The organism is Nocardiopsis sp. iso_40, from assembly GCF_056173285.1.
Map to the genome: position 1 here is coordinate 3,866,814 of NZ_CM149666.1, position 17,617 is coordinate 3,884,430.

19 protein-coding genes are annotated in these 17,617 nt (G+C 73.8%); 9 read left to right on the forward strand and 10 right to left on the reverse strand.

Features of this window, described 5'->3' with window-relative positions; translation table 11 throughout:
* The first annotated feature begins 98 nt into the window (after positions 1-98).
* Positions 99-479 (forward strand): VOC family protein, encoded by a 381-nt coding sequence (locus AC0VYD_RS16930; RefSeq protein WP_191272046.1) that lies wholly within the window; start codon positions 99-101, stop codon positions 477-479.
* Positions 476-1,357 (forward strand): alpha/beta fold hydrolase, encoded by an 882-nt coding sequence (locus AC0VYD_RS16935; RefSeq protein WP_475476491.1) that lies wholly within the window; start codon positions 476-478, stop codon positions 1,355-1,357. The genes AC0VYD_RS16930 and AC0VYD_RS16935 overlap by 4 nt, the downstream gene beginning before the upstream one ends.
* A gap of 19 nt (positions 1,358-1,376) precedes the next feature.
* Here AC0VYD_RS16935 and AC0VYD_RS16940 read toward each other — a convergent pair whose 3' ends face one another.
* From AC0VYD_RS16940 to AC0VYD_RS16950, 3 genes are all read right to left on the reverse strand, one after another.
* Positions 1,377-2,390: a sigma-70 family RNA polymerase sigma factor gene (locus AC0VYD_RS16940; RefSeq protein ID WP_475476492.1), complete on the reverse strand. Its 1,014-nt coding sequence runs from the start codon at positions 2,388-2,390 to the stop codon at positions 1,377-1,379.
* Between the two features lie 126 nt (positions 2,391-2,516).
* The gene (locus AC0VYD_RS16945; protein ID WP_475476493.1) at positions 2,517-2,915 is read right to left on the reverse strand and encodes a VOC family protein; all 399 of its coding nucleotides are present in this window, start codon (positions 2,913-2,915) and stop codon (positions 2,517-2,519) included.
* Positions 2,912-4,582: an MFS transporter gene (locus tag AC0VYD_RS16950; RefSeq protein WP_475476494.1), complete on the reverse strand. Its 1,671-nt coding sequence runs from the start codon at positions 4,580-4,582 to the stop codon at positions 2,912-2,914. Before AC0VYD_RS16950 ends, AC0VYD_RS16945 begins: the two co-directional genes overlap by 4 nt.
* A gap of 302 nt (positions 4,583-4,884) precedes the next feature.
* On the opposite strand from AC0VYD_RS16950, the gene AC0VYD_RS16955 reads away from it, so the two are divergent.
* A complete protein-coding gene (locus AC0VYD_RS16955; protein WP_475476495.1) occupies positions 4,885-5,934 on the forward strand; it encodes an NAD(P)-dependent alcohol dehydrogenase in 1,050 nt (349 codons plus the stop codon).
* Positions 5,935-5,967: 33 nt separating this feature from the next.
* Here AC0VYD_RS16955 and AC0VYD_RS16960 read toward each other — a convergent pair whose 3' ends face one another.
* Positions 5,968-6,525, reverse strand: a complete 558-nt coding sequence (locus AC0VYD_RS16960; protein WP_475476496.1) for a CGNR zinc finger domain-containing protein — start codon at positions 6,523-6,525, stop codon at positions 5,968-5,970.
* Between the two features lie 196 nt (positions 6,526-6,721).
* Here AC0VYD_RS16960 and AC0VYD_RS16965 point away from each other — a divergent pair, with 196 nt between their 5' ends.
* The 4 genes from AC0VYD_RS16965 to AC0VYD_RS16980 all read left to right on the forward strand — a co-directional run bounded on the left by AC0VYD_RS16965 (position 6,722) and on the right by AC0VYD_RS16980 (position 9,620).
* Complete coding sequence (locus tag AC0VYD_RS16965; RefSeq protein ID WP_452541962.1) at positions 6,722-7,171, forward strand: VOC family protein; 450 nt, start codon at positions 6,722-6,724, stop codon at positions 7,169-7,171.
* A gap of 108 nt (positions 7,172-7,279) precedes the next feature.
* Positions 7,280-8,200, forward strand: a complete 921-nt coding sequence (locus tag AC0VYD_RS16970) for a pyridoxamine 5'-phosphate oxidase family protein (RefSeq protein ID WP_475476497.1) — start codon at positions 7,280-7,282, stop codon at positions 8,198-8,200.
* Positions 8,197-8,394 (forward strand): ferredoxin, encoded by a 198-nt coding sequence (locus AC0VYD_RS16975; protein ID WP_452541958.1) that lies wholly within the window; start codon positions 8,197-8,199, stop codon positions 8,392-8,394. The genes AC0VYD_RS16970 and AC0VYD_RS16975 overlap by 4 nt, the downstream gene beginning before the upstream one ends.
* Positions 8,391-9,620, forward strand: a complete 1,230-nt coding sequence (locus AC0VYD_RS16980; protein WP_475476498.1) for an NAD(P)/FAD-dependent oxidoreductase — start codon at positions 8,391-8,393, stop codon at positions 9,618-9,620. The genes AC0VYD_RS16975 and AC0VYD_RS16980 overlap by 4 nt, the downstream gene beginning before the upstream one ends.
* Before the next feature lie 34 nt (positions 9,621-9,654).
* On the opposite strand, the gene AC0VYD_RS16985 is transcribed toward AC0VYD_RS16980, so the two are convergent.
* A complete protein-coding gene (locus AC0VYD_RS16985) occupies positions 9,655-10,200 on the reverse strand; it encodes an HPP family protein (RefSeq protein ID WP_475476499.1) in 546 nt (181 codons plus the stop codon).
* A gap of 147 nt (positions 10,201-10,347) precedes the next feature.
* Between AC0VYD_RS16985 and AC0VYD_RS16990 the strand changes: the two genes are divergently transcribed.
* Both AC0VYD_RS16990 and AC0VYD_RS16995 read left to right on the forward strand, forming a co-directional pair.
* Entirely contained in the window at positions 10,348-10,950 is a 603-nt protein-coding gene (locus AC0VYD_RS16990; protein WP_475476500.1) for a CGNR zinc finger domain-containing protein, read from the forward strand.
* Between the two features lie 75 nt (positions 10,951-11,025).
* Positions 11,026-11,811, forward strand: a complete 786-nt coding sequence (locus AC0VYD_RS16995) for an SDR family oxidoreductase (RefSeq protein WP_475476501.1) — start codon at positions 11,026-11,028, stop codon at positions 11,809-11,811.
* Between the two features lie 95 nt (positions 11,812-11,906).
* Here the strand turns inward: AC0VYD_RS16995 and AC0VYD_RS17000 are convergent, their stop codons facing one another.
* The 5 genes from AC0VYD_RS17000 to AC0VYD_RS17020 form a co-directional block, all read right to left on the reverse strand.
* Positions 11,907-12,656, reverse strand: coding sequence for a DUF1295 domain-containing protein (locus AC0VYD_RS17000; protein ID WP_475480288.1), 750 nt, complete (start codon positions 12,654-12,656; stop codon positions 11,907-11,909).
* Between the two features lie 59 nt (positions 12,657-12,715).
* Positions 12,716-13,990 (reverse strand): class I SAM-dependent methyltransferase, encoded by a 1,275-nt coding sequence (locus AC0VYD_RS17005; RefSeq protein ID WP_475476502.1) that lies wholly within the window; start codon positions 13,988-13,990, stop codon positions 12,716-12,718.
* The gene (locus AC0VYD_RS17010; protein WP_475476503.1) at positions 13,987-15,237 is read right to left on the reverse strand and encodes a class I SAM-dependent methyltransferase; all 1,251 of its coding nucleotides are present in this window, start codon (positions 15,235-15,237) and stop codon (positions 13,987-13,989) included. The genes AC0VYD_RS17005 and AC0VYD_RS17010 overlap by 4 nt, the downstream gene beginning before the upstream one ends.
* Before the next feature lie 66 nt (positions 15,238-15,303).
* Positions 15,304-16,116: a DUF1365 domain-containing protein gene (locus AC0VYD_RS17015; protein ID WP_475476504.1), complete on the reverse strand. Its 813-nt coding sequence runs from the start codon at positions 16,114-16,116 to the stop codon at positions 15,304-15,306.
* Positions 16,113-17,405, reverse strand: coding sequence for an NAD(P)/FAD-dependent oxidoreductase (locus AC0VYD_RS17020; RefSeq protein ID WP_475476505.1), 1,293 nt, complete (start codon positions 17,403-17,405; stop codon positions 16,113-16,115). Before AC0VYD_RS17020 ends, AC0VYD_RS17015 begins: the two co-directional genes overlap by 4 nt.
* Between the last annotated feature and the right edge of the window lie 212 nt (positions 17,406-17,617).

A 17,617-nucleotide genomic window follows, 5' to 3' on the forward strand; every position in this document is an offset into this window, starting at 1 on the left:
GTGTTCTGTTGACCCGTGGGTACTGGACGGTCTAGTTTTGCATACATCCAGAGTACTGGACCGTCCAGTTTTACTCTGAGAGGATCGAGGCGCCCGTCATGCACATCCAGTTCGCTGAGTTGCCCGTGTTCGACCAGGACCGGGCCAAGGACTTCTACACCGACAGGCTCGGCTGCCGCGTACTCGCGGACGTCCCCATGGGCGAGGACGGCTGGCGGTGGATCGAGCTCGGGTTCCCCGGGGCGGACACCGCGCTGCACCTGGTCCCCCGACCCGACGAGGAGCCCTCGCCGGGCCCCGTGCTGGTGCTGGTCGAGGACGACGTCAAGGGCACCGTGGAGGCCCTGCGCGCCAAGGGCGTGGAGATCGTCACCGAGCCGGAGGAGGCCGCCTACATGCCGGGGGTCACGGTCGCGGAGTTCCGCGACAGCGAGGGCAACCGGATGGTCGTCAGCGGCCGGATCAGGGAGACGCCGTGAACGACCGCCGCTCCCCCGAGGTGCGCGCCCTGCGGGTGCCCGGGGCCCGCCTGCACGCCGAGGTACGCGGCTCGGGCCCGCTGCTGCTCATGGTCCCGGGCGGACCGCAGGACGCCGGGGTCCTCGCCGACCAGGCCCGGCGCCTGGCCGAGGGGTACACCACCGTGGCCTACGACCCACGTGGCAACTCGCGCAGCACCCTGGACGGCGGCCCCGGCGCGTGGGAGGAGGACCAGCGGCTCGACGTGCACGCCGAGGACGCCGCACGGCTGATCCGGGAGTTCGGTGACGGGCCCGCGCACGTGTTCGGCACCAGCGGCGGGGCCCAGATCGGGCTGGCCCTGGCCGCCCGGCACCCGGAACTGGTGCGCACGCTCGTGGCCCACGAGCCCCCGTGCGTGCCGTTGCTCGACGACCCCGAACCGGTGCTCGCGCGGGACCACGAGGTCCACCGGACCTACCTGAAGGAGGGGGTCGAGGCCGGGATGGCCCTGTTCCTGGGGCTCAACGGCCTGGACGCCGAGCCGGGACCGGCAGGGTCGGAGGACGTCCCGTCCATGGACGGGACACCGCCCATGGACGAGGAGGAGGCCGCGACGTTCGAGCGGGTCAGCGGGAACTTCGAGTACTTCCTCGCGCACGGCCTGCTGCCGCTCTCCCTGTACCGGCCGGAGGTGGAGACCCTGCGGCGCGACGGCACCCGGGTGGTCGTGGCCCTGGGCGAGGGCTCGGCGGGGGCGGACATCCACGACACCGGCTCCGCGCTGGCCCGGGCCCTGGGCGTCGATCCGGTCGCCTTCCCCGGGGACCACCTGGGCTACGAAAGCGACCCGGAGGGTTTCGCCGCCGCCCTGCGCCGGGCGCTCACCGGCCCCTGATCCGCCCCTGACCGGCCCTTCAGGGGCGGGTCAGGGCCTCGGGCAGGGCGAAGAGGCGGAACAGCGCGGTGTCGAAGAAGACCGAGCAGCGGCTGACGCCGCCGGGGGACAGCTCCAGGACGTGGATGCCGAAGGCCCGGTGCGTCCCGTCCGCCGCGCGCAGGTACATGCCGAAGGCGGGCTGGCCGTTGGCGGAGGTCGGCACCATGGCCAGGTCGCCGGGGGCCCCGGCCGGGCAGTGGGCGGCGACGAGCCGTCCGATGTGTTCGGCTCCGCGCACCCAGGTGGCGAACGGGGGCATCTCGAAGGCGGCCTCGGCGGTGAACAGCTCGGTGAGCGCGCCGATGTCGTAGGACTCGAAGGCGGCGACGTAGCGGTCGAGGATCTCGCGCTGGTCGGAGCGGGGTTCGGGGAGGCTCTCCCGGTCGGGGGCGGCCCGGCCGAGCTGGGCGCGGGCGCGTTGCAGGAGGCTGTTCACCGCCGGGACCGAGGTGTCCAGGATGCGGGCGGTCTCGGCCGCGCTGAAGCGGAGTACGTCGCGCAGGAGGAGCACGGCCCTCTGGCGGGGCTGGAGGTACTGGAGGGCGGCGACCAGGGCGAGCCGGACGCTCTCGCGGGCGGTCACCACCGCCCCGGGGTCGTTGGTGCCGCCGTCGGAACCGCCGAGGCCGACCAGGGTGTCCGGCAGGGGTTCGAGCCAGGGCAGCTCGGGGCGTTCGGCGAGGGCGCCCTCCGGGGAGTCGGTGGGGCCGCCGAGCCCGGTGGGCAGGGGTCGGCGTCCGCGCCGGTCCAGGGCGGTCAGACAGGCCGTGGTGGCGATCCGGTGCAGCCAGGTGCGCAGGCTGGAGCGGCCCTCGAAGCGGTCGTAGCCCTTCCAGGCGCGCAGGTAGGTCTCCTGGACCAGGTCCTCGGCGTCGTGCGCCGAGCCGAGCATGCGGTAGCAGTGCGCGTACAGCTCCCCCCGGTAGGGAGCGGCGAGCCGCTCGAAGTCCTGGTTGCTCGTCCCCGTCACGTGTTCCACCACGGCCGTCACGTTACGCCTCCCCTACGACAGGACGCGCGGGTCCGTGTCCGGCCGTCACCCCGCCGGTCCCCCTTCTGCGCCGCGGACGCCGGCCCCGCGGGCGGCCCGTGCGGGCCGTCCGCGGGGCCGACCCGCCTACGTGCCCGCCTGTGCGCCCTCCATGGCGGCGAGGTGCTCCTCGCTCAGCTGGATGATCTGCACGTAGTTGCCGTCGGGGTCCTTGGCCGTGGCGAAGAAGTTCCCGTCCCGCTCCTCCAGCGGCGCCACCCACTCGGTGCCCCGCTCGTCCATGCGCCCGGCGACGGCGCGGGCGTCGGCCACGTCGAAGTTGAGGATCACCCGGGCGGGGTCGGCGGCCTCGGGCCCGACGTCGTCGCGCCGGTCGATCAGCAGGTGGAAGCCGCCGAAGCGGAGCACCCGGTAGTGGTCCACGGTGTTGCTGTCGGCGGGTTCCAGCACGGCGGCGTACCAGTCGCGCAGGCGGTCGGGGTCGGTGCTGGCGAGCAGCATGCTGTCCAGTTGGGGGCGCTTCATCGGGTCCTCCCGGTGGGTTCGGTGTCGGTTTCCGCTACCTGTACTGACTCGTCCGGGCTCGGGAACTCATCGGTCCCCCCGGGCCCGTCCCCGCTCCGGCCTCCGTCGCTGCCTGGCTCCCGCGGCCCCTCCGCCGCATCTTCCGCGGCGGTCTCCGCCGAGCCGCGCAGCAGCCACAGGGCCATGCCGCCGAAGACGGCCATCCCGACGATCCCGATGCCCGCGGTCACGTTGAGCCCGGCGGTGAAGGCCTCCCGGGCCGACTCCACCAGTACGGCCGCCTGGGCCGGGGGCAGCCCCTCTGCGGCGGCGACGGCCCCGGCCAGGGTCTGGTCCGCGGCCTGGTCCTTGACGGCCTCGGGGACCTCCACCCGGGTGCGGTAGACGGCGGCGGCCAGGCTGCCGAGCAGCGCGACCCCGATGGCGATGCCGAACTCGCCGCTGGTCTCGGACATGGACGCGGCCGACCCGGCCTTCTCCCGGGGCGCGGAGCCCACCACGATGTCGGCGATCAGGGCGGCGCCCGGCCCCAGGCCCACCGAGGTGAGCAGCAGCCCCAGCACCACCGCGCCCGTCCCGCCGTCGGCGGGGACGAAGACCAGCACCAGGAAGCCGAGGGCGCTGACGAACATGCCGCCGCCGATCACGTTGGCCCGGCCGACCCGTTGGGCCAGGGGCGCACAGAACATGGTGCTGGCGATCATCGCCAGCGCCGGCGGCACCAGCCACAGTCCGGCCGCCAGCGGGGAGTTGCCCGCGACCAGCTGCAGGTACTGGCTGAGCAGCAGGAAGGTGCCGCCCATGGCGACCGCCCCGGCCATCATGACGGCGAGGGCCGCGCCGAAGGAGGGCGCCCGGAACAGGTGCAGGTCCAGCAGCGGGTCGGGCAGGCGCAGTTGCCTGCGCACGAACCACGCCCCCACCGCCGCGCCGAGCAGTACCGCCGTGAGCGCGGTGGTCCACGAACCCCCTTCGGCGGCGGTCTTGAGCCCGTACACCACCGGCAGGATCGCGGCCAGCGACAGGGCGACGCTGAACAGGTCGAGGCGGCCCGCGCCGGGGTCGCGGTACTCGGGCAGGAGCAGGGGCGCGCAGACCAGGAGCAGGAGCATCACCGGGACGCCGAGGAGGAACACCGACCCCCACCAGAACCACTGCAGGAGCGCGCCGCCCACCACGGGGCCGATGGCGGTGCCGCCCATGAAACAGCTCGTCCACACCGAGATCGCGACCGCGCGCTGGCCGGGGTCGCGGAACATGTTGCTGATCAGCGCCAGGGTGGAGGGCATGAGGGTGGCCCCGGCCACGCCCATGAGGGCCCGGGTGGCGATGAGCAGCTCGGCGCTGGTGGAGAAGGCCGCGGCCACCGAGGCCAGTCCGAACGCGGCGGCGCCGGTCATCAGGAGCCTGCGGCGGCCGATCCGGTCGCCGAGCGTGCCCATGGTGATGAGGAACCCGGCGATCATGAAGCCGTAGACGTCCATGATCCACAGGGTCTGGGCCCCGGTGGGCCGCAGGTCCGCGGCCAGGTGCGGGAGCGCCAGGTAGAGCACGCTCATGTCCAGGGAGAGCAGCAGTGTGGGCAGGGCGAGCACCGCGAGCCCCAGCCACTCGCGCCCGCTCGCGCGTGCCCCGGCCGTGTGGGGCCGGGATGGTGTCGTGTTCATCCGTGTCGTTCCTTGTCGCCTGGTCCGGTTCGTTCACGTGTACGGACCAGGGCGGCGCGGAGAACTCATCGGGCGGGCGGGAGCGATTTCGGCGGCACCGTCACGGGGGCCGCCCAGGCGCGGAGCCCTCGGCTCCCGGACCCGGTCCAGGGTCAAACAATGCGGACGAATCCGTGCACGCCCCTTGGGCGACACCCGGTTCCGACCGGTGTTAACTTCGCGTGGGCATCGGGACACGAAACGTGTCCGCACCGCGGTGCCCCGGTCGGGGCACCGCGCCTCACGCGGGGGGAGAGCAGCACATGCGCGCAGTCGTGTTCGAGAACTACGGGGAGTTCCCCTCCCTGACCGAGGTCGCCAAACCCGAGCCGGGCCCCGGAGAGGTCCTGCTCCGGGTGGCCGGGGCCGGGGCCTGCCACTCCGACATCAGCGTCTACCGGGTGTTCGAGGAGGGGCAGCCGGGGGCGCAGAAGCCGCCGTTCGTCCTGGGGCACGAGAACGCGGGCTGGGTGGAGTCGGTCGGCAGCGGGGTCAGCGAGCGGGTCACGGTGGGCGACGCCTACATGGTCTACGGGCCGATCGGCTGCCAGCACTGCCGCAAGTGCGCCGTGGGCCTGGAGACCTACTGCGAGAACGCCGCGACCATGCCGTACCTGGCGGTGGGGCTGGGCCGGGACGGCGGCATGGCCGAGTACATGACCGTGCCCGAACGGCACCTCATCCCGCTGGGCGACGCCGACCCGGTGGCCGCGGCGCCGCTGGCCGACGCGGGGCTGACCCCCTACCACGCGGTCAAGCAGTCCCTGCCGTACCTGAACGGGGGCGGCCGGTACGCGCTGGTGATCGGCCTGGGCGGGCTCGGCCAGATCGGGGTGCAGGTCCTGCGGGCGCTGAGCGGGGCGACGGTGATCGCCACCGACGTCAAGGAGGAGGCCCGGGCCCGGGCGGAGACCGACGGGGCCGTCACGGTGGGCGCCGGGGACCGGCAGGTCGAGGACATCCGGGAGCTCACCGGGGGCCGGGGCGCGGACGCGGTCTTCGACTTCGTGGGTGCGAACCCGACCGTGGCGACGGCGGCGGCCAGTGTGGCCCAGGGCGGCCGGGTGAACGTCGTCGGCATCGCGGGCGGCACGCACGAGTTCTCGTTCTTCACCAACCCGTACGAGTCGTACCTGACCAACACCTACTGGGGTTCGGTGGGCGAACTGTGGGAGGTGGTGGACATGTACCGGGCGGGGCAGATCCGCCCCGAGATCGAGCGCTTCGCCATGGACGACGCCCTGGAGGCGTACCGGAGGCTGGAGGCGGGCGAGATCAACGGCCGCGCGGTCGTGGTGCCCAACGAGAGCTGAGGCCCGCCCGGCCCTCCGGTTTCCCTGTTCGTCTCAGGCCGTCCGGCCCGCCCGTTCCCGGGCGTGGTGCCGGGCGGCCTTCGCTCGGTTGCCGCAGCCCGCCATGGAGCACCAGCGGCGGGTGCCGTTCTTGGACGTGTCGAAGAAGTGCAGGACGCAGTCGGGGTTGGCGCAGCCTCGGAGGCGGTCGGGGCGTTCGAGCAGGTCGAGGAGGTTCGCGGCGGCGAGCCAGGCCGGGCCCCGGGCCGGCTGGTCGAACTCCACGGTGGAGTCGGGGGCCGCGTCGCGCAGGAGGCGGCGCACGCTGCCGTGGGCGAGGGCGGCGTTGAGTTCGGCCGTGGCCACGGGGTCCCGGAGGTCTCGAAAGAGCCGGTCGAGCGTGTCGCGGACGTCCAGCAGGTGGGCGAGGGTCTCGGGGTCGGCGGTGAAGCGTTCGGCCAGCCCGGCCTCGTCCAACCACTGCCGCAGTCCGTCGGTGGAGTCGAGCAGGTCGAAGGACTCGCCGCCGTCGACCCAGCGGGTGTTGAGCAGGTCCACGGCGACCGGCTCCCCCGTGAGGGGTCGTGGCCGAACCTCTTCCCTCGCCGTCATCGGCCCTCCCCCGCAGGTCGTCCTGGCTGCTCGTTCCCCCGGCCGGATCACCCGGGTGCCGGGGAGCCTACCAAGAACCCGACTCCTAACCCTTCAAATGTACTTGAGTAGTTGACTCTTCTCTTGCCTAACCCTTAAAGTCACATTGAACGGTTACCACCGCACGGGTGGCCACCTCCGAGAGACAGGGCATGCCATGACGCCTTCCCGACTGACCACCGGCCACGTCGGCCTCAACGTCACCGACCTCGAACGCTCACTCGACTTCTACTCACGCGTCCTCGGCTTCGAGGTCATGGGCCAGAGCCGGGAACAGGGCCGCGAGTACGCCTTCCTCGGCCGCGACGGAACACTCCTGCTCACCCTGTGGCAGCAGAGCAGCGAGGGCTTCCGCAAGGACACCGCCGGACTCCACCACCTGTCCTTCCAGGTCGACACGGTGGAGGAGGTCCGCCGGGCCGAGGCCGCACTGTTGGAGGCCGCCGTGGAGTTCGCCCACGACGGCGTGGTCCCGCACGGCGAGGGGGCCGCCTCCGGCGGGATCTTCTTCCACGACCCGGACGGGGTCCGGCTGGAGATCTACGCGCCCTCGGGCGCCGAAGGCACCAAAGCCCCGACCGCCGCCCCCACCTGCGGCTTCTTCTAGATCCGGCCTGATTCCGGATCCAACAGACAGTTCCCACCGACCGAACCGCTCCGGACGGGCGCGGTGCCCCGCGCGGGCGCCACACCCGTTCCCAAGAGGGAGAACGGAATGGCCAGCTACCACCCGGGGGAGATCGCGGTTCAGCGCAGAGCCTCCCTCACCGACCAGGCCGCCTCTTCCGGGAGGGCCATCCACGAGGGGATCCCCGGCATCGCGGCGGACTTCCTCGCCACCCAGCGGTGGTTCGTCCTGGGAGCGGCCGACACCCGGGGCGACGTGTGGTGCTCCCTGCTCACCGGACCGGCCGGCTTCCTGCGCGCCCACGACGCGCGCACACTCGACATCGCCGCCCTGCCCGGCCCCGGCGACCCCCTGGCCGGCGTACTCGGCGGCGGTCCCGCGCGGAGCGGCGCCCTGGCGATCGAACCGGGCACCCGACGGCGCATGCGGATCAACGGAACGACCACACCGCACCCGGCCCCGGGCGCGAGCGGACTGCGCCTCAGGACCGCTCAGGTCTTCGCCAACTGCCCCAAGTACATCCAGAAACGGACCCCGGTCCCAGCCCCGGCCGGGGATCGCACCGCCGTCTGGGGCGACCGGCTCACCGGCGCCCACGCGGACCTGATCGACCGCTCCGACACCTTCTTCGTCGCCACCGCCAACGACTCCGGCGACGCCGACGCCAACCACCGGGGCGGGCACCCGGGGTTCCTGCGAGCGCACTCCCCCACCCTGCTCAGCTGGGCCGACTACACGGGCAACGCCATGTTCACCACCCTGGGCAACCTGTGGCTGAACCCGCGTGCGGGCCTTCTGATCCCGGACTGGGAGCGCGGCGGCCTGCTCCAGATCACCGGCACCGCCCGCGTGCTCTGGGGGGAGGAGCCCGAGAACCGAACGGTCGAGTTCTCCGTCGGCCGCGTGGTCTCGGTGTCCTCCGGGGGCCTGCTCGCCCCCGAAGGCCCCCGCTACTCGAAGTTCAACCCGCCGGTCACGCCGGTCGCACCGAGAGGATTCCCCCGATGAAGGTCCACGTGGACATGGCGCTGTGCGAGAGCCACGGCCAGTGTGTCTTCGCCGCGCCCGACGTCTTCGCCTTCGACGACGAGGAGGAGCTGGTGTACGAGCCCTCCCCCGGTCCCGGCCGACGTGCGGCGGTCGAACAGGCCGTCCTCAGCTGCCCGGTCCGCGCCGTCGCACTGGACGGGGGCACAGGATGAACGGCCCGGGATCGGTGGTCGTGGTGGGGGCCGGGCTGGCCGGGCTCCGCGCCTCGACCGCCCTGCGCGAGCGCGGGTTCACCGGAGGCCTCACCGTGGTGGGCGACGAACCCCACGGCCCCTACGACCGGCCCGGTCTGTCCAAGGCCGTGCTGACCGGTCGACGTGCCGCCTCCGACACGGACCTGCCGATACCGGCGGGTCTGGACGCCCGGTGGCGGCTGGGCCGCCGGGCGGTCGCCCTGGACCGGGTCGGGCGCCGTCTGCTCCTGGATGACGACACAGTCCTGGGCTACGACGGCCTGGTGATCGCCACCGGAGCCGCTGCCCGTCCCTGGCCCGGCCCCGGGACGCCGCCCGGCTCGGGTGTCCACACACTGCGCGGCCGGGAGGACGCACTGGCCCTGCGCCGGGCGCTGACGGAGGGCGGACCGCTCCTGGTGGTCGGCGCCGGCTTCCTCGGCTCCGAGGTCGCCTCCGCCGCCCGGGCCCTGGACCTGCCCGTGACCCTGGTGGACGCGGCACGCCAGCCCATGGAACGGGCGGTCGGCTCCGTGGTGGGATCGGTGCTCGCGGATGTTCAGAAGGCGGCCGGAGTCGACCTGAGGCTCGGCACGACGGTGACGGGTTTCCTCGGCCGGCAGGCACTGGAGGGGGCACTGCTTTCCGACGGGACCCGGGTGGCGGCCCGGACGGTGCTGCTGGCCCTGGGCGCACGTCCGAACACCGACTGGCTCCGGGATTCGGGGCTGCGCCTGAACGAGGGGACCTCCGGCGGAGTCTCCTGCGACCACCGCGGCAGGGCCCTGGAGGCCGACGGCCGCCCGACACCGGACATCGTGGTGCTGGGTGACGCCGCGTCCCCGCCGCATCCCCTGCCCGGCGACGGGTCCCCCGCGCATCTGGGCATCGGTCACTGGAGCGAGGCGGTCGACCGGGCCGACCCGGTCGCCGCCGCGCTGCTCGGACAGCAGGGCCCGGCACGCGACACCGTGCCCTCCTTCTGGTCCGACCAGTTCGGTCTGCGGATCCGTTCGGTGGGACTGCCCCAGCTCGCCGACCGCGCCGAGGTCCGCGAACACGACCCGGTCCGCTCACGGATGGAGGTGGCCTACCACCGGGGACCGCGGATCGTGGGGGCCCTGACGGTGAACCGCACCTCACGTCTGGCCGCCCACCGGGAGCGGATCAGCCGGGAGTGGCACCAGCGGACCGCCCCCGTATGACGCCGCGAGGACGCGCGGCGCCGGGACAGTCCGCTCACCACCAGTAGACGGGGTAGGGGCGGGCGGAGACCCGGTTGCCGACCAGGCCGACCAGGACCAGCACCGAGGCCGCCACCGCGAGGAGGCCCATGAAGGACCAGAACGGAGGCGCCTGCAGGGCGACGATCAAGGCGGTCGCGGCGGCCGGCGAGTGCGGGGTGCGGGCCAGGGTCATGACCCCCAGGGCCAGTCCTCCCGCGACCGCGGCGGCCCAGATTCCGGGGTCGGCCACGAGCAGGACCGCGAAACCGGTCAGGGCGGACAGCAGCTGTCCGCCCACCACACTGCGGGGCTGGGCCAGCGGCAGGGCCGGGGCGCCCGCGACCAGGGCCATGCTGGCGGCGAGCGGCGGAATGAGCAGGGGCACGCCGAACGCCACCGCCCCGGCGGCCAGGGCGAGGAGTGCGGCCACGCTGGTAGCGGTACCGACGGCGACCGCGCGCGGCCCGACCGGTTCCGGGGCGCGCCCGGCCAGGAGTGAGCTGATCCGGCTGGTCGGCGCCGGACGTGCGTCAGCGGTCGTCGTGAAGGGTGTGGTCATGGTCCTGCCGTCCCTGACTCGGTGTTACTAACGCATAAATCAAGCAAAGTGCGTTAGCTGTTGGCACGGGGAAGTCTCCCAAACGTCCTAACGACACACAAGCTTCGGTACCGTTAGGTGATGGGCATCTCAGCAAGGGTGCGGGACATGCCGGTGCTCGGCGAGCACCCGGCGCTGGACCTGGTGAACACCGTGTTCATCCGCGGCGGACTGCGCGGACAGTTGGTGGACGCGCTCACCACCCCCGCCGACCTGGCCGACTGGATCGCCGCACAGGCCGAGGTCCTGGGCCCGCTCGGCCCCGATCCGGTCCTCGACGACCCCGCGGGCCGAGCCGCGCTCGCCGCCTTCACCGACCTGCGCGAACCCCTGCGCCGGGTGGTCGCCGCCGCGGCGGCCGATGCGGAGGCGGACCCCGCGGACACGGCCGCCGTCAACACCGCGTCCCGGTCCCACCGGGACACCGTCGAACTCCCGCCCGCCGGATACGGCCCCGCGCTCCACCGCACCGACGCCCCGGACACCCCCTCCGCCGTGCTGGCCCGGGTCGCCCGTGCCGCCGTGGACCTGCTCACCGGGCCCCGGCTGGAACAGCTCCGCGCCTGCCCCGCCCCCGGCTGCGTCCTCTTCTACCTGCGCACCCACCCCCGTCGGGAATGGTGTTCCAAGGGCTGCGGGACCCGGGTCCGGGTCGCCCGCCACAGCAGGCGGCAGCAGGACGGGGCCGACCGTTCCCGGGGCGCCTCCTGAACCCGACCCGGCTGGCCCGATACCCGGCGGCCTGCCAGGATGCCGTGAGCACTGCTGGAAAGCCTGAGGAGTGACATGGATCTGGGAATCGCCGGCAAGGTCGCCCTGGTGACCGCGGCCACCTCCGGACTGGGCCGGGCGGTGGCGGTCGCGCTGGCCGCGGAGGGTGTCCGGGTGGCGGTGACCGGGCGCGACGAGGAGCGTCTGGACGCGGCCGTGGCGGCCTGCCGCGCGCACGGCGCGGACGCCGTCGGAGTCTCCTGGGACCTGGCCGAGCACGGCCGCGCGGGCGAGGTGGTCTCCCGGGTCGTCGACGAGCTGGGCCCGGTGGACATCCTGGTCAACAACACCGGCGGACCGCCGCCCACCACGGCGCTGGGCCAGCGCTCCGGGCTGTGGCAGGACATGTACGCGGCGATGGTGCTGCCGGTGATCAGGCTGACCGACGCCGTGGTCGGCGGAATGCGCGAGCGCGGTTGGGGCCGGATCATCACGAGCACCTCGTCGGGCCCGATCGCACCCATTCCGAACCTGGGGGTGTCCAACACGCTGCGCGCCTCGCTGCACTCCTGGTCCAAGACGGTGGCCAACGAGGTGGCCGCCGACGGGGTGACGGCCAACGTGATCGTGCCGGGCCGGATCGCCACCCCGCGGGTGGAGTCACTGGACCGGGCCCGCGCCGAGCGTTCGGGCCTGCCCCTGGAACAGGTCCGGGAGCAGGCCCGCGGGTCCATCCCGGCGGGCCGCTACGGCGACCCCGAGGAGTACGGCGCGGTGGCCGCGTTCCTGGCCAGTCGGCAGGCCGCCTACGTGAACGGCTCGGTGGTCAGGGTCGACGGCGGCCAGGTCCCCTCGGTGTGAGGCTGTTCCCCCCGGTGTGACCACGGCATGGCCACGGCCGGGCCGGGAAAGGGTCCCCTCCCCCGGCCCGGTCCGCCCCCCGCGCCCCGGAGCCCCTACGCCCCCCGGGCGGGCCTCTTCGGCGGCAGGGGGAGGAAGGCGCTGGTCCTGGCCGCGTACTCCGCCCAGCCGGGACGCCCCGACATGTGCTCGTCGAGCAGCCGCTGCCCTGAGCCCCTGGTGAGCAGGTAGGTCATCACCAGGGGCGCGGGCAGGGTGAGCAGTACCCACCAGGAGCCGGCCGCGACGAGGAAGAGCCCCCACCAGACGCAGGCGTCGCCGAAGTAGTTCGGGTGCCGGGTCCAGGACCACAGGCCCCGGTCCATGATCTTCCCCCTGTTGGCGGGGTCGGCCTTGAACCGGGCGAGCTGGGCGTCGCCGACGCTCTCGAAGACCATCCCAACCAGCCAGAGCGATGCGCCGAGGAAGGCCGCCCAGCCCAGGGGCCCCGCGGTGAAGGCGGCCACCTGGATCGGGAGTGAGACCAGCAGGACCAGGGCGCCCTGGAGCAGGTAGACCACGCGCAGCGCGTACAGGTTCGGGTTGCCGGGGGCGTCGGCGAGGAACCGCTCGTAGCGGGGGTCCTCCCCCTTGCCCCGGCTGCGCAGACCGATGTGGGTGGCCAGACGCAGCCCCCACACCGCGGTGAGGACGCACAGCAGCCAGTTCCGGACGGGGTCGCCGAACCCGGTGGCGGTGGCGAAGGACGCGGTGGTCACCGCGACCGCGGCGAAGGCCAGGCCCCAGGCGACGTCCACGACGCTGTGCCTGCCCAGGCGCACCCCGACGGCGAAGGCGGCGAGCATGAGGGCCCCCAGCACGGCGGCGGTGAGGCCGAGGTTGAGCAGGAGGGCGGTGGTCGTGCTCACTCGTCCACCTCCGCCGGGCCCGGGCGGCGGGCGAGGATCTGGTCCACGCCCATACGGCCCTCCTCGAAGGCGAGTGCTCCCCCGGCGAGGTAGAGCCGCCACATCCGGGCGGCCTGCGGCCCGGCCAGGGAGACCAGCTCGTCGAAACGGCGCTCCAGCGTGTCCGACCAGGCGCGGGCGGTGCGCACGTAGTGCTCGCGCAGGGCCTGCACTCCGCGCACCTCCAGGCCCGCCTCCTCCAGCAGGCCGACGGTCTCGCCGAGCGGGCGCATGTGCATGTCCGGGGCGACGTAGCGTTCGATGAACGGGCCGCCGCCGGGGTGGGCGCCGCGCCGGGACATCTGCTGGACCAGCAGGGACCCGCCGGGGGCCAGCAGGTCGTGGAGCTGGCGGGCGAAGGGCGCGTAGGTGTCCCGGCCCACGTGCTCGCCCATCTCCACGGCGGCGACGGCGTCGAAGGGCCCGGGCCCGAAGGTGTCGGGCTCGATGTCGCGGTGATGCAGAAGGCGCACGTCCACGAGCTGGTCGAGCCCTTCCTCCTCCGCGCGCCGGTGCACGTGGTCGCGTTGGCGTTCGGACAGGGTCACCGCGGCGACCCGCGCCCCGTACCACCGGGCGGCGTGCAGGGTGAGCGAACCCCAGCCGCAGCCCACGTCGAGGAGCCGGTCGCCCTTGGTCAGGCCGAGCTTGTCGCAGACCAGGTCGAGTTTGGCGCGCTGGGCCTCGGCCAGGCTCTGGTCGGGGTCGTCCTCGTCCCACAGGGCGCAGGAGTAGGCCATGGTCTCGTCGAGGAGGAGTTCGTAGAGGTCGTTGCCGGCGTCGTAGTGGTGCGAGATCGCGGCGGCGTCGCGCTGCCTGGAGTGCAGCCGTCCGCCGGTCCGGGCCTCGGCCGTCGGCGGGGGCGGCGGCGGGCCGACCACGCCCAGGACCAGGGCGACGTGGGCGATCCGCGCCCAGGTGCGCGGCCCGGGCAGGGACGTGCCGTGTTCGCGGACCGACGCCCACACCCGGCGCAGCGCCTCGGTGAGGTCGCCCCCGACCTCGATCCCGCCGGTGACGTAGGCGCGGGACAGGCCCAGCTCCCCGGGCCGGGCCAGGATGTGCCGGAGGGCGTCGCGGTCGCGGACGGTCACGCGCGGGGCGTCCGCGGGGCCGGTCTCGCTGCCGTCCCAGGCGCGCAGCCGGACCGGCAGCACACCGTTGAGGAAGGCGGCGGCCAGGGGGCCGATGAGGTGGGCGGCGCCCCGGGGGCGGCGGGTCGTGGTGCTCATGCGGCACGCTCCATGGTGATCTGCTCGACGTCGATGATCCCGGACCGGAAACCGGCCTCGCAGTAGGACAGGTAGAAGTTCCACATCCGGCGGAAGGTGTCGTCGAAGCCCAGGGCCCGAACCCGGTCCGCGGCACCGGTGAAGCTCTCCCGCCACACGCGCAGGGTGTCGGCGTAGTCGTGGCCGAAGGCGAGGCGGTCGGTGATCCGCAGGCCGGTGCGGGCTGCGAGCTGTTCGCGGACTGCGGTGACCGAGGGGATGAGTCCGCCGGGGAACACGTACTTGTGCATCCAGGTGTAGGAGGTGCGGGAGGCCCGCATCATCCGGTGCTCCATGGTGATGCTCTGCAGGGCGACCCTGCCGCCGGGGCGGACCAGCCTGTCCAGAGCGGTGAAGTAGGCGGGCCAGTAGCGTTCGCCGACCGCCTCGATCATCTCGCAGCTCACCACGGAGTCGTAGGAGCCGGTGGCGTCCCGGTAGTCGCACAGGTCCACGGTGACCAGGTCGGACAACCCCTCGGCCGCCACCCGTTCGCGGGCGAGGTCGCGCTGTTCGGCGGACAGGGTGATGGAGGTGACGCGGGCGCCGCGCCGGGCGGCGCGCACGGCCAGCTCCCCCCAGCCGGTGCCGATCTCCAGCAGGCGGGTGCCGTCGGTGACCGCGGCGGCGTCCAGGAGCCGGTCGACCTTGCGCTCCTGGGCGCGGGCCAGCCCCTGAGGGTCGCGCGGGTCCCCGTCGGTGAACAGCGCCGACGAGTAGGTCATGGTGCGGTCCAGGAAGAGCGCGAAGAGGTCGTTGGAGAGGTCGTAGTGGTGGCTGATGTGGCGGCGGGCCCCGGAACGGGTGTTGCGGTCGGAGGGGGGTCTGCGCGGCAGCGTGAGGTGGCGCAGGGGCTGCAGCGGCCTGGGGACGAGCTCCTCGTAGTGCTCGGCGAAACGGGTGAGCACGGCCACCGGGTCGGGTGAGTCCCACTCCCCCGCCATGTACGACTCCCCGAACCCGATGAGGCCGTCGTGGGCGAGGCGGGCGTGGAAGGCGTCGGGGTCGCGCAGCCACAGGACCGGGGCTCCGTCCCCGGCGGGCGGGGACTGGGGGCCCGTGTGCAGGCGGATGCCGACCGCGGGGACGGCGCGGGCGACGAGGCCGCGGGCCACGGCGGTGCGCAGTCTCCCGGACGGGACCCGGGCCACGTCGGGCCAGCGGTGCGGGTCGACGGTCCCGGGCGGGTTCGGGTTGGTGGTCGTCATGGTCGTGTTCCTCGTGGTTCGGAAGGGGTCGGGGCTCTCCCGGGTGCGACCGCACCCGGTGTGTCCTCAGGAGCCGTCGGTGGATGGTCCGGATCGTGCGGGCGGACCGCCGGGGCACGCGGACGGCCCGGGCCGTGCCTGTACGGGGAGGCCGCGCAGGTACAACCAGACCCCGTGGACGCGGATGCGGACCGCGTTCACGAGGGGGGCCAGCGGTTGGCGCAGGGACAGGCCCAGCAGCCGGGCGGCCGTGGCGGGTCGGCGGCGGCCGTGCACGGAGGCGGTGAAGGGCGGCCGCCCGCCGCGGTGGAGGGCGACGGTCAGGGCCAGCCGTTCCCCCGGTTCGGGCAGGCTGAGCCGGTAGTGGCCGTCGACAGCGTTGAAGGGGGACACGTACAGGGCCTTGGCCACGGCGGCGCGGCCCCGCTCGTCCGGGTGGAGGAGGTAACGGTGTCGGCCGCCGTAGGTGTTGTGCACCTCGGCGACCACCGCGAGCGGGGATCCGTCGGGGTGGTGGCACCAGTAGACGGTGAGCGGGTTGAAGACGTATCCGAGTACCCGCGGGTGCGCGAGCATCAGGATCCGGCCGCCGTTCGGGGTGACGCCGTGCGCGCGCAGGTAGGCGTCGAGGTCGGAGCGCAGGGTCGCGGCCCGGCCGTCGCCGTGGTCGGCGGGGTGGAACCCGGCCAGGAACCGCAGCGGCCACGGGAGCCGGGGCGGGTGGTCGAGGTCGATCAGCCAGTAGTGGGTGCGGTGCGCGAAGGCGTGGCGCAGGGGTTCGACGCGCACGTGCCGCACGGTCGCCTCGTACAGCGCGGGTGTCACCGGTACCGGCGGCGCCGCGCGGGCGGCCGCACCCCGTTCCCGGGCGGTGGTCACCACTGCCTCCCCAGGGCCGCGGCCGCCTCGACCCCGGCCCGGCAGCCGTCCTCGTGGAAGCCCCAGCCGTGGTGGGCCCCGGCGAAGGCGAGGGTGGGCCCGTCGAGGTCGCGCAGGCGGCGCTGCGCGGCGACCGACTCCGGAGTGAAGACGGGGTGGGCGTAGTCCATGGCGGCGATCACCCGGTCGGGGTCCACGTGGTCGTCGGCGTTGAGGGTGACCACGTAGTCGGTGCTCCCGGGCAGCCCCTGGAGGCGGTTCATGTGGTAGCTGACCCGGACCGGGGCGCGGTCCGGGTCGCAGGAGGACAGGCGGTGGTTCCAGGAGGCCCAGGTGTCGCGGTCGGCGGGAAGGACCGAGGTGTCGGTGTGCAGCAGGGTGCGGTTGCGGGAGTAGGTGAAGGCGCCCAGCACCTCGGCCTCCTCCGGGGTGGGCGCGTCGAGGAGGGCGAGGGCCTGGTCGGCGTGGGTGGCGACCACGGCGGCGTCGAACTCCAGGTCCTCGGTGGCGGTGCGCAGCCGTACCCCGTCTCCGGTTCGGGAGAGGCCCAGCACGGGGGTGCCCAGGCGCACCGAGTGCAGGTTCTTGACCACGCGCTCCACGTAGGCGCGCGAGCCGCCCTCCACGGTGCGCCAGCGCGGCGACCCCCAGATCCCGAGCATGCCGTGGTGATCCAGGAAGGTGAACAGGTGGCGGGCGGGGTAGTCCAGGGCGGTGCCCGCCGGGCAGGACCACACCGCGGAGACCAGGGGCTGGAGGAAGTGGGCGGTGAAGTAGGGGGAGAACCCGTGCCGCTCGACGAAGGCTCCGAGGGTGGGGCCGACCGCGGTCCCGCGGGGGTCCACGGCCCGGGCGGTGCCGAGCAGGCGGCGGGCGGCCCGGTGGAAGCGGGGGATGTCGGCGAGCATGCGCAGGTAGGCGGCGCCGTGCCGGGCGCGGCCCGGCCACAGGGCCCGGAGCCCTCGCGCGCCCGCGTACTCCAGCCCGCAGCCCGCGCAGCTCACCGACAGGCTCATCTCGGTGGGCCGGGTGGTCACGCCCAACTCGTCGAAGAGCCGGAGGAGGTTCGGGTACGTGCGGCGGTTGTGCACGATGAAGCCGCTGTCCACACCCAGTTCCACGCCGTCGGGGCCGGTCAGGGAGTGGGTGTGGGCGTGCCCGCCGGGGCGGTCGTCGGCCTCGAACAGGGTCACGTCGTCGTGGCGGTGCAGGACGTGCGCCGCGGTCAGCCCGGAGACGCCGCCGCCGATGACCGCGACCCTGCGACGCCCGGGGATGTGTGTGCTCATGCGTCCTCTCGCGAAACCGGTGTGTGGGTGACGCGAGGGATTCGGAGCAGGCAGCGGCGCGGATTGGTGGCTGGCAGAAAAGATTCACGGAATGCGAGGGGGATGCCGGCGCGGCCTGTCGGCGGCCTCCTCGCGGTCCGTGCCGTACGCGGTCGGCCGCGGCGCGCGGGAGGGGCGGGGGGACCAGCCGGGGCCGCCGTCCCGGGACCGGC

Excerpts from the sequence above, each read along its gene's own strand:
- AC0VYD_RS16930 (WP_191272046.1), top strand. The coding sequence starts at position 99 with ATGCACATCCAGTTCGCTGAGTTGCCCGTGTTCGACCAGGACCGGGCC.
- AC0VYD_RS16945 (WP_475476493.1), bottom strand. The coding sequence starts at position 2,915 with ATGAAGCGCCCCCAACTGGACAGCATGCTGCTCGCCAGCACCGACCCC.
- AC0VYD_RS16950 (WP_475476494.1), bottom strand. The coding sequence starts at position 4,582 with ATGAACACGACACCATCCCGGCCCCACACGGCCGGGGCACGCGCGAGC.
- AC0VYD_RS16955 (WP_475476495.1), top strand. The coding sequence starts at position 4,885 with ATGCGCGCAGTCGTGTTCGAGAACTACGGGGAGTTCCCCTCCCTGACC.
- AC0VYD_RS16960 (WP_475476496.1), bottom strand. The coding sequence starts at position 6,525 with ATGACGGCGAGGGAAGAGGTTCGGCCACGACCCCTCACGGGGGAGCCG.
- AC0VYD_RS16965 (WP_452541962.1), top strand. The coding sequence starts at position 6,722 with ATGACGCCTTCCCGACTGACCACCGGCCACGTCGGCCTCAACGTCACC.
- AC0VYD_RS16970 (WP_475476497.1), top strand. The coding sequence starts at position 7,280 with ATGGCCAGCTACCACCCGGGGGAGATCGCGGTTCAGCGCAGAGCCTCC.
- AC0VYD_RS16975 (WP_452541958.1), top strand. The coding sequence starts at position 8,197 with ATGAAGGTCCACGTGGACATGGCGCTGTGCGAGAGCCACGGCCAGTGT.
- AC0VYD_RS16980 (WP_475476498.1), top strand. The coding sequence starts at position 8,391 with ATGAACGGCCCGGGATCGGTGGTCGTGGTGGGGGCCGGGCTGGCCGGG.
- AC0VYD_RS16985 (WP_475476499.1), bottom strand. The coding sequence starts at position 10,200 with ATGACCACACCCTTCACGACGACCGCTGACGCACGTCCGGCGCCGACC.
- AC0VYD_RS16990 (WP_475476500.1), top strand. The coding sequence starts at position 10,348 with ATGCCGGTGCTCGGCGAGCACCCGGCGCTGGACCTGGTGAACACCGTG.
- AC0VYD_RS16995 (WP_475476501.1), top strand. The coding sequence starts at position 11,026 with ATGGATCTGGGAATCGCCGGCAAGGTCGCCCTGGTGACCGCGGCCACC.
- AC0VYD_RS17000 (WP_475480288.1), bottom strand. The coding sequence starts at position 12,656 with ATGCTCGCCGCCTTCGCCGTCGGGGTGCGCCTGGGCAGGCACAGCGTC.
- AC0VYD_RS17005 (WP_475476502.1), bottom strand. The coding sequence starts at position 13,990 with ATGAGCACCACGACCCGCCGCCCCCGGGGCGCCGCCCACCTCATCGGC.
- AC0VYD_RS17010 (WP_475476503.1), bottom strand. The coding sequence starts at position 15,237 with ATGACGACCACCAACCCGAACCCGCCCGGGACCGTCGACCCGCACCGC.
- AC0VYD_RS17020 (WP_475476505.1), bottom strand. The coding sequence starts at position 17,405 with ATGAGCACACACATCCCCGGGCGTCGCAGGGTCGCGGTCATCGGCGGC.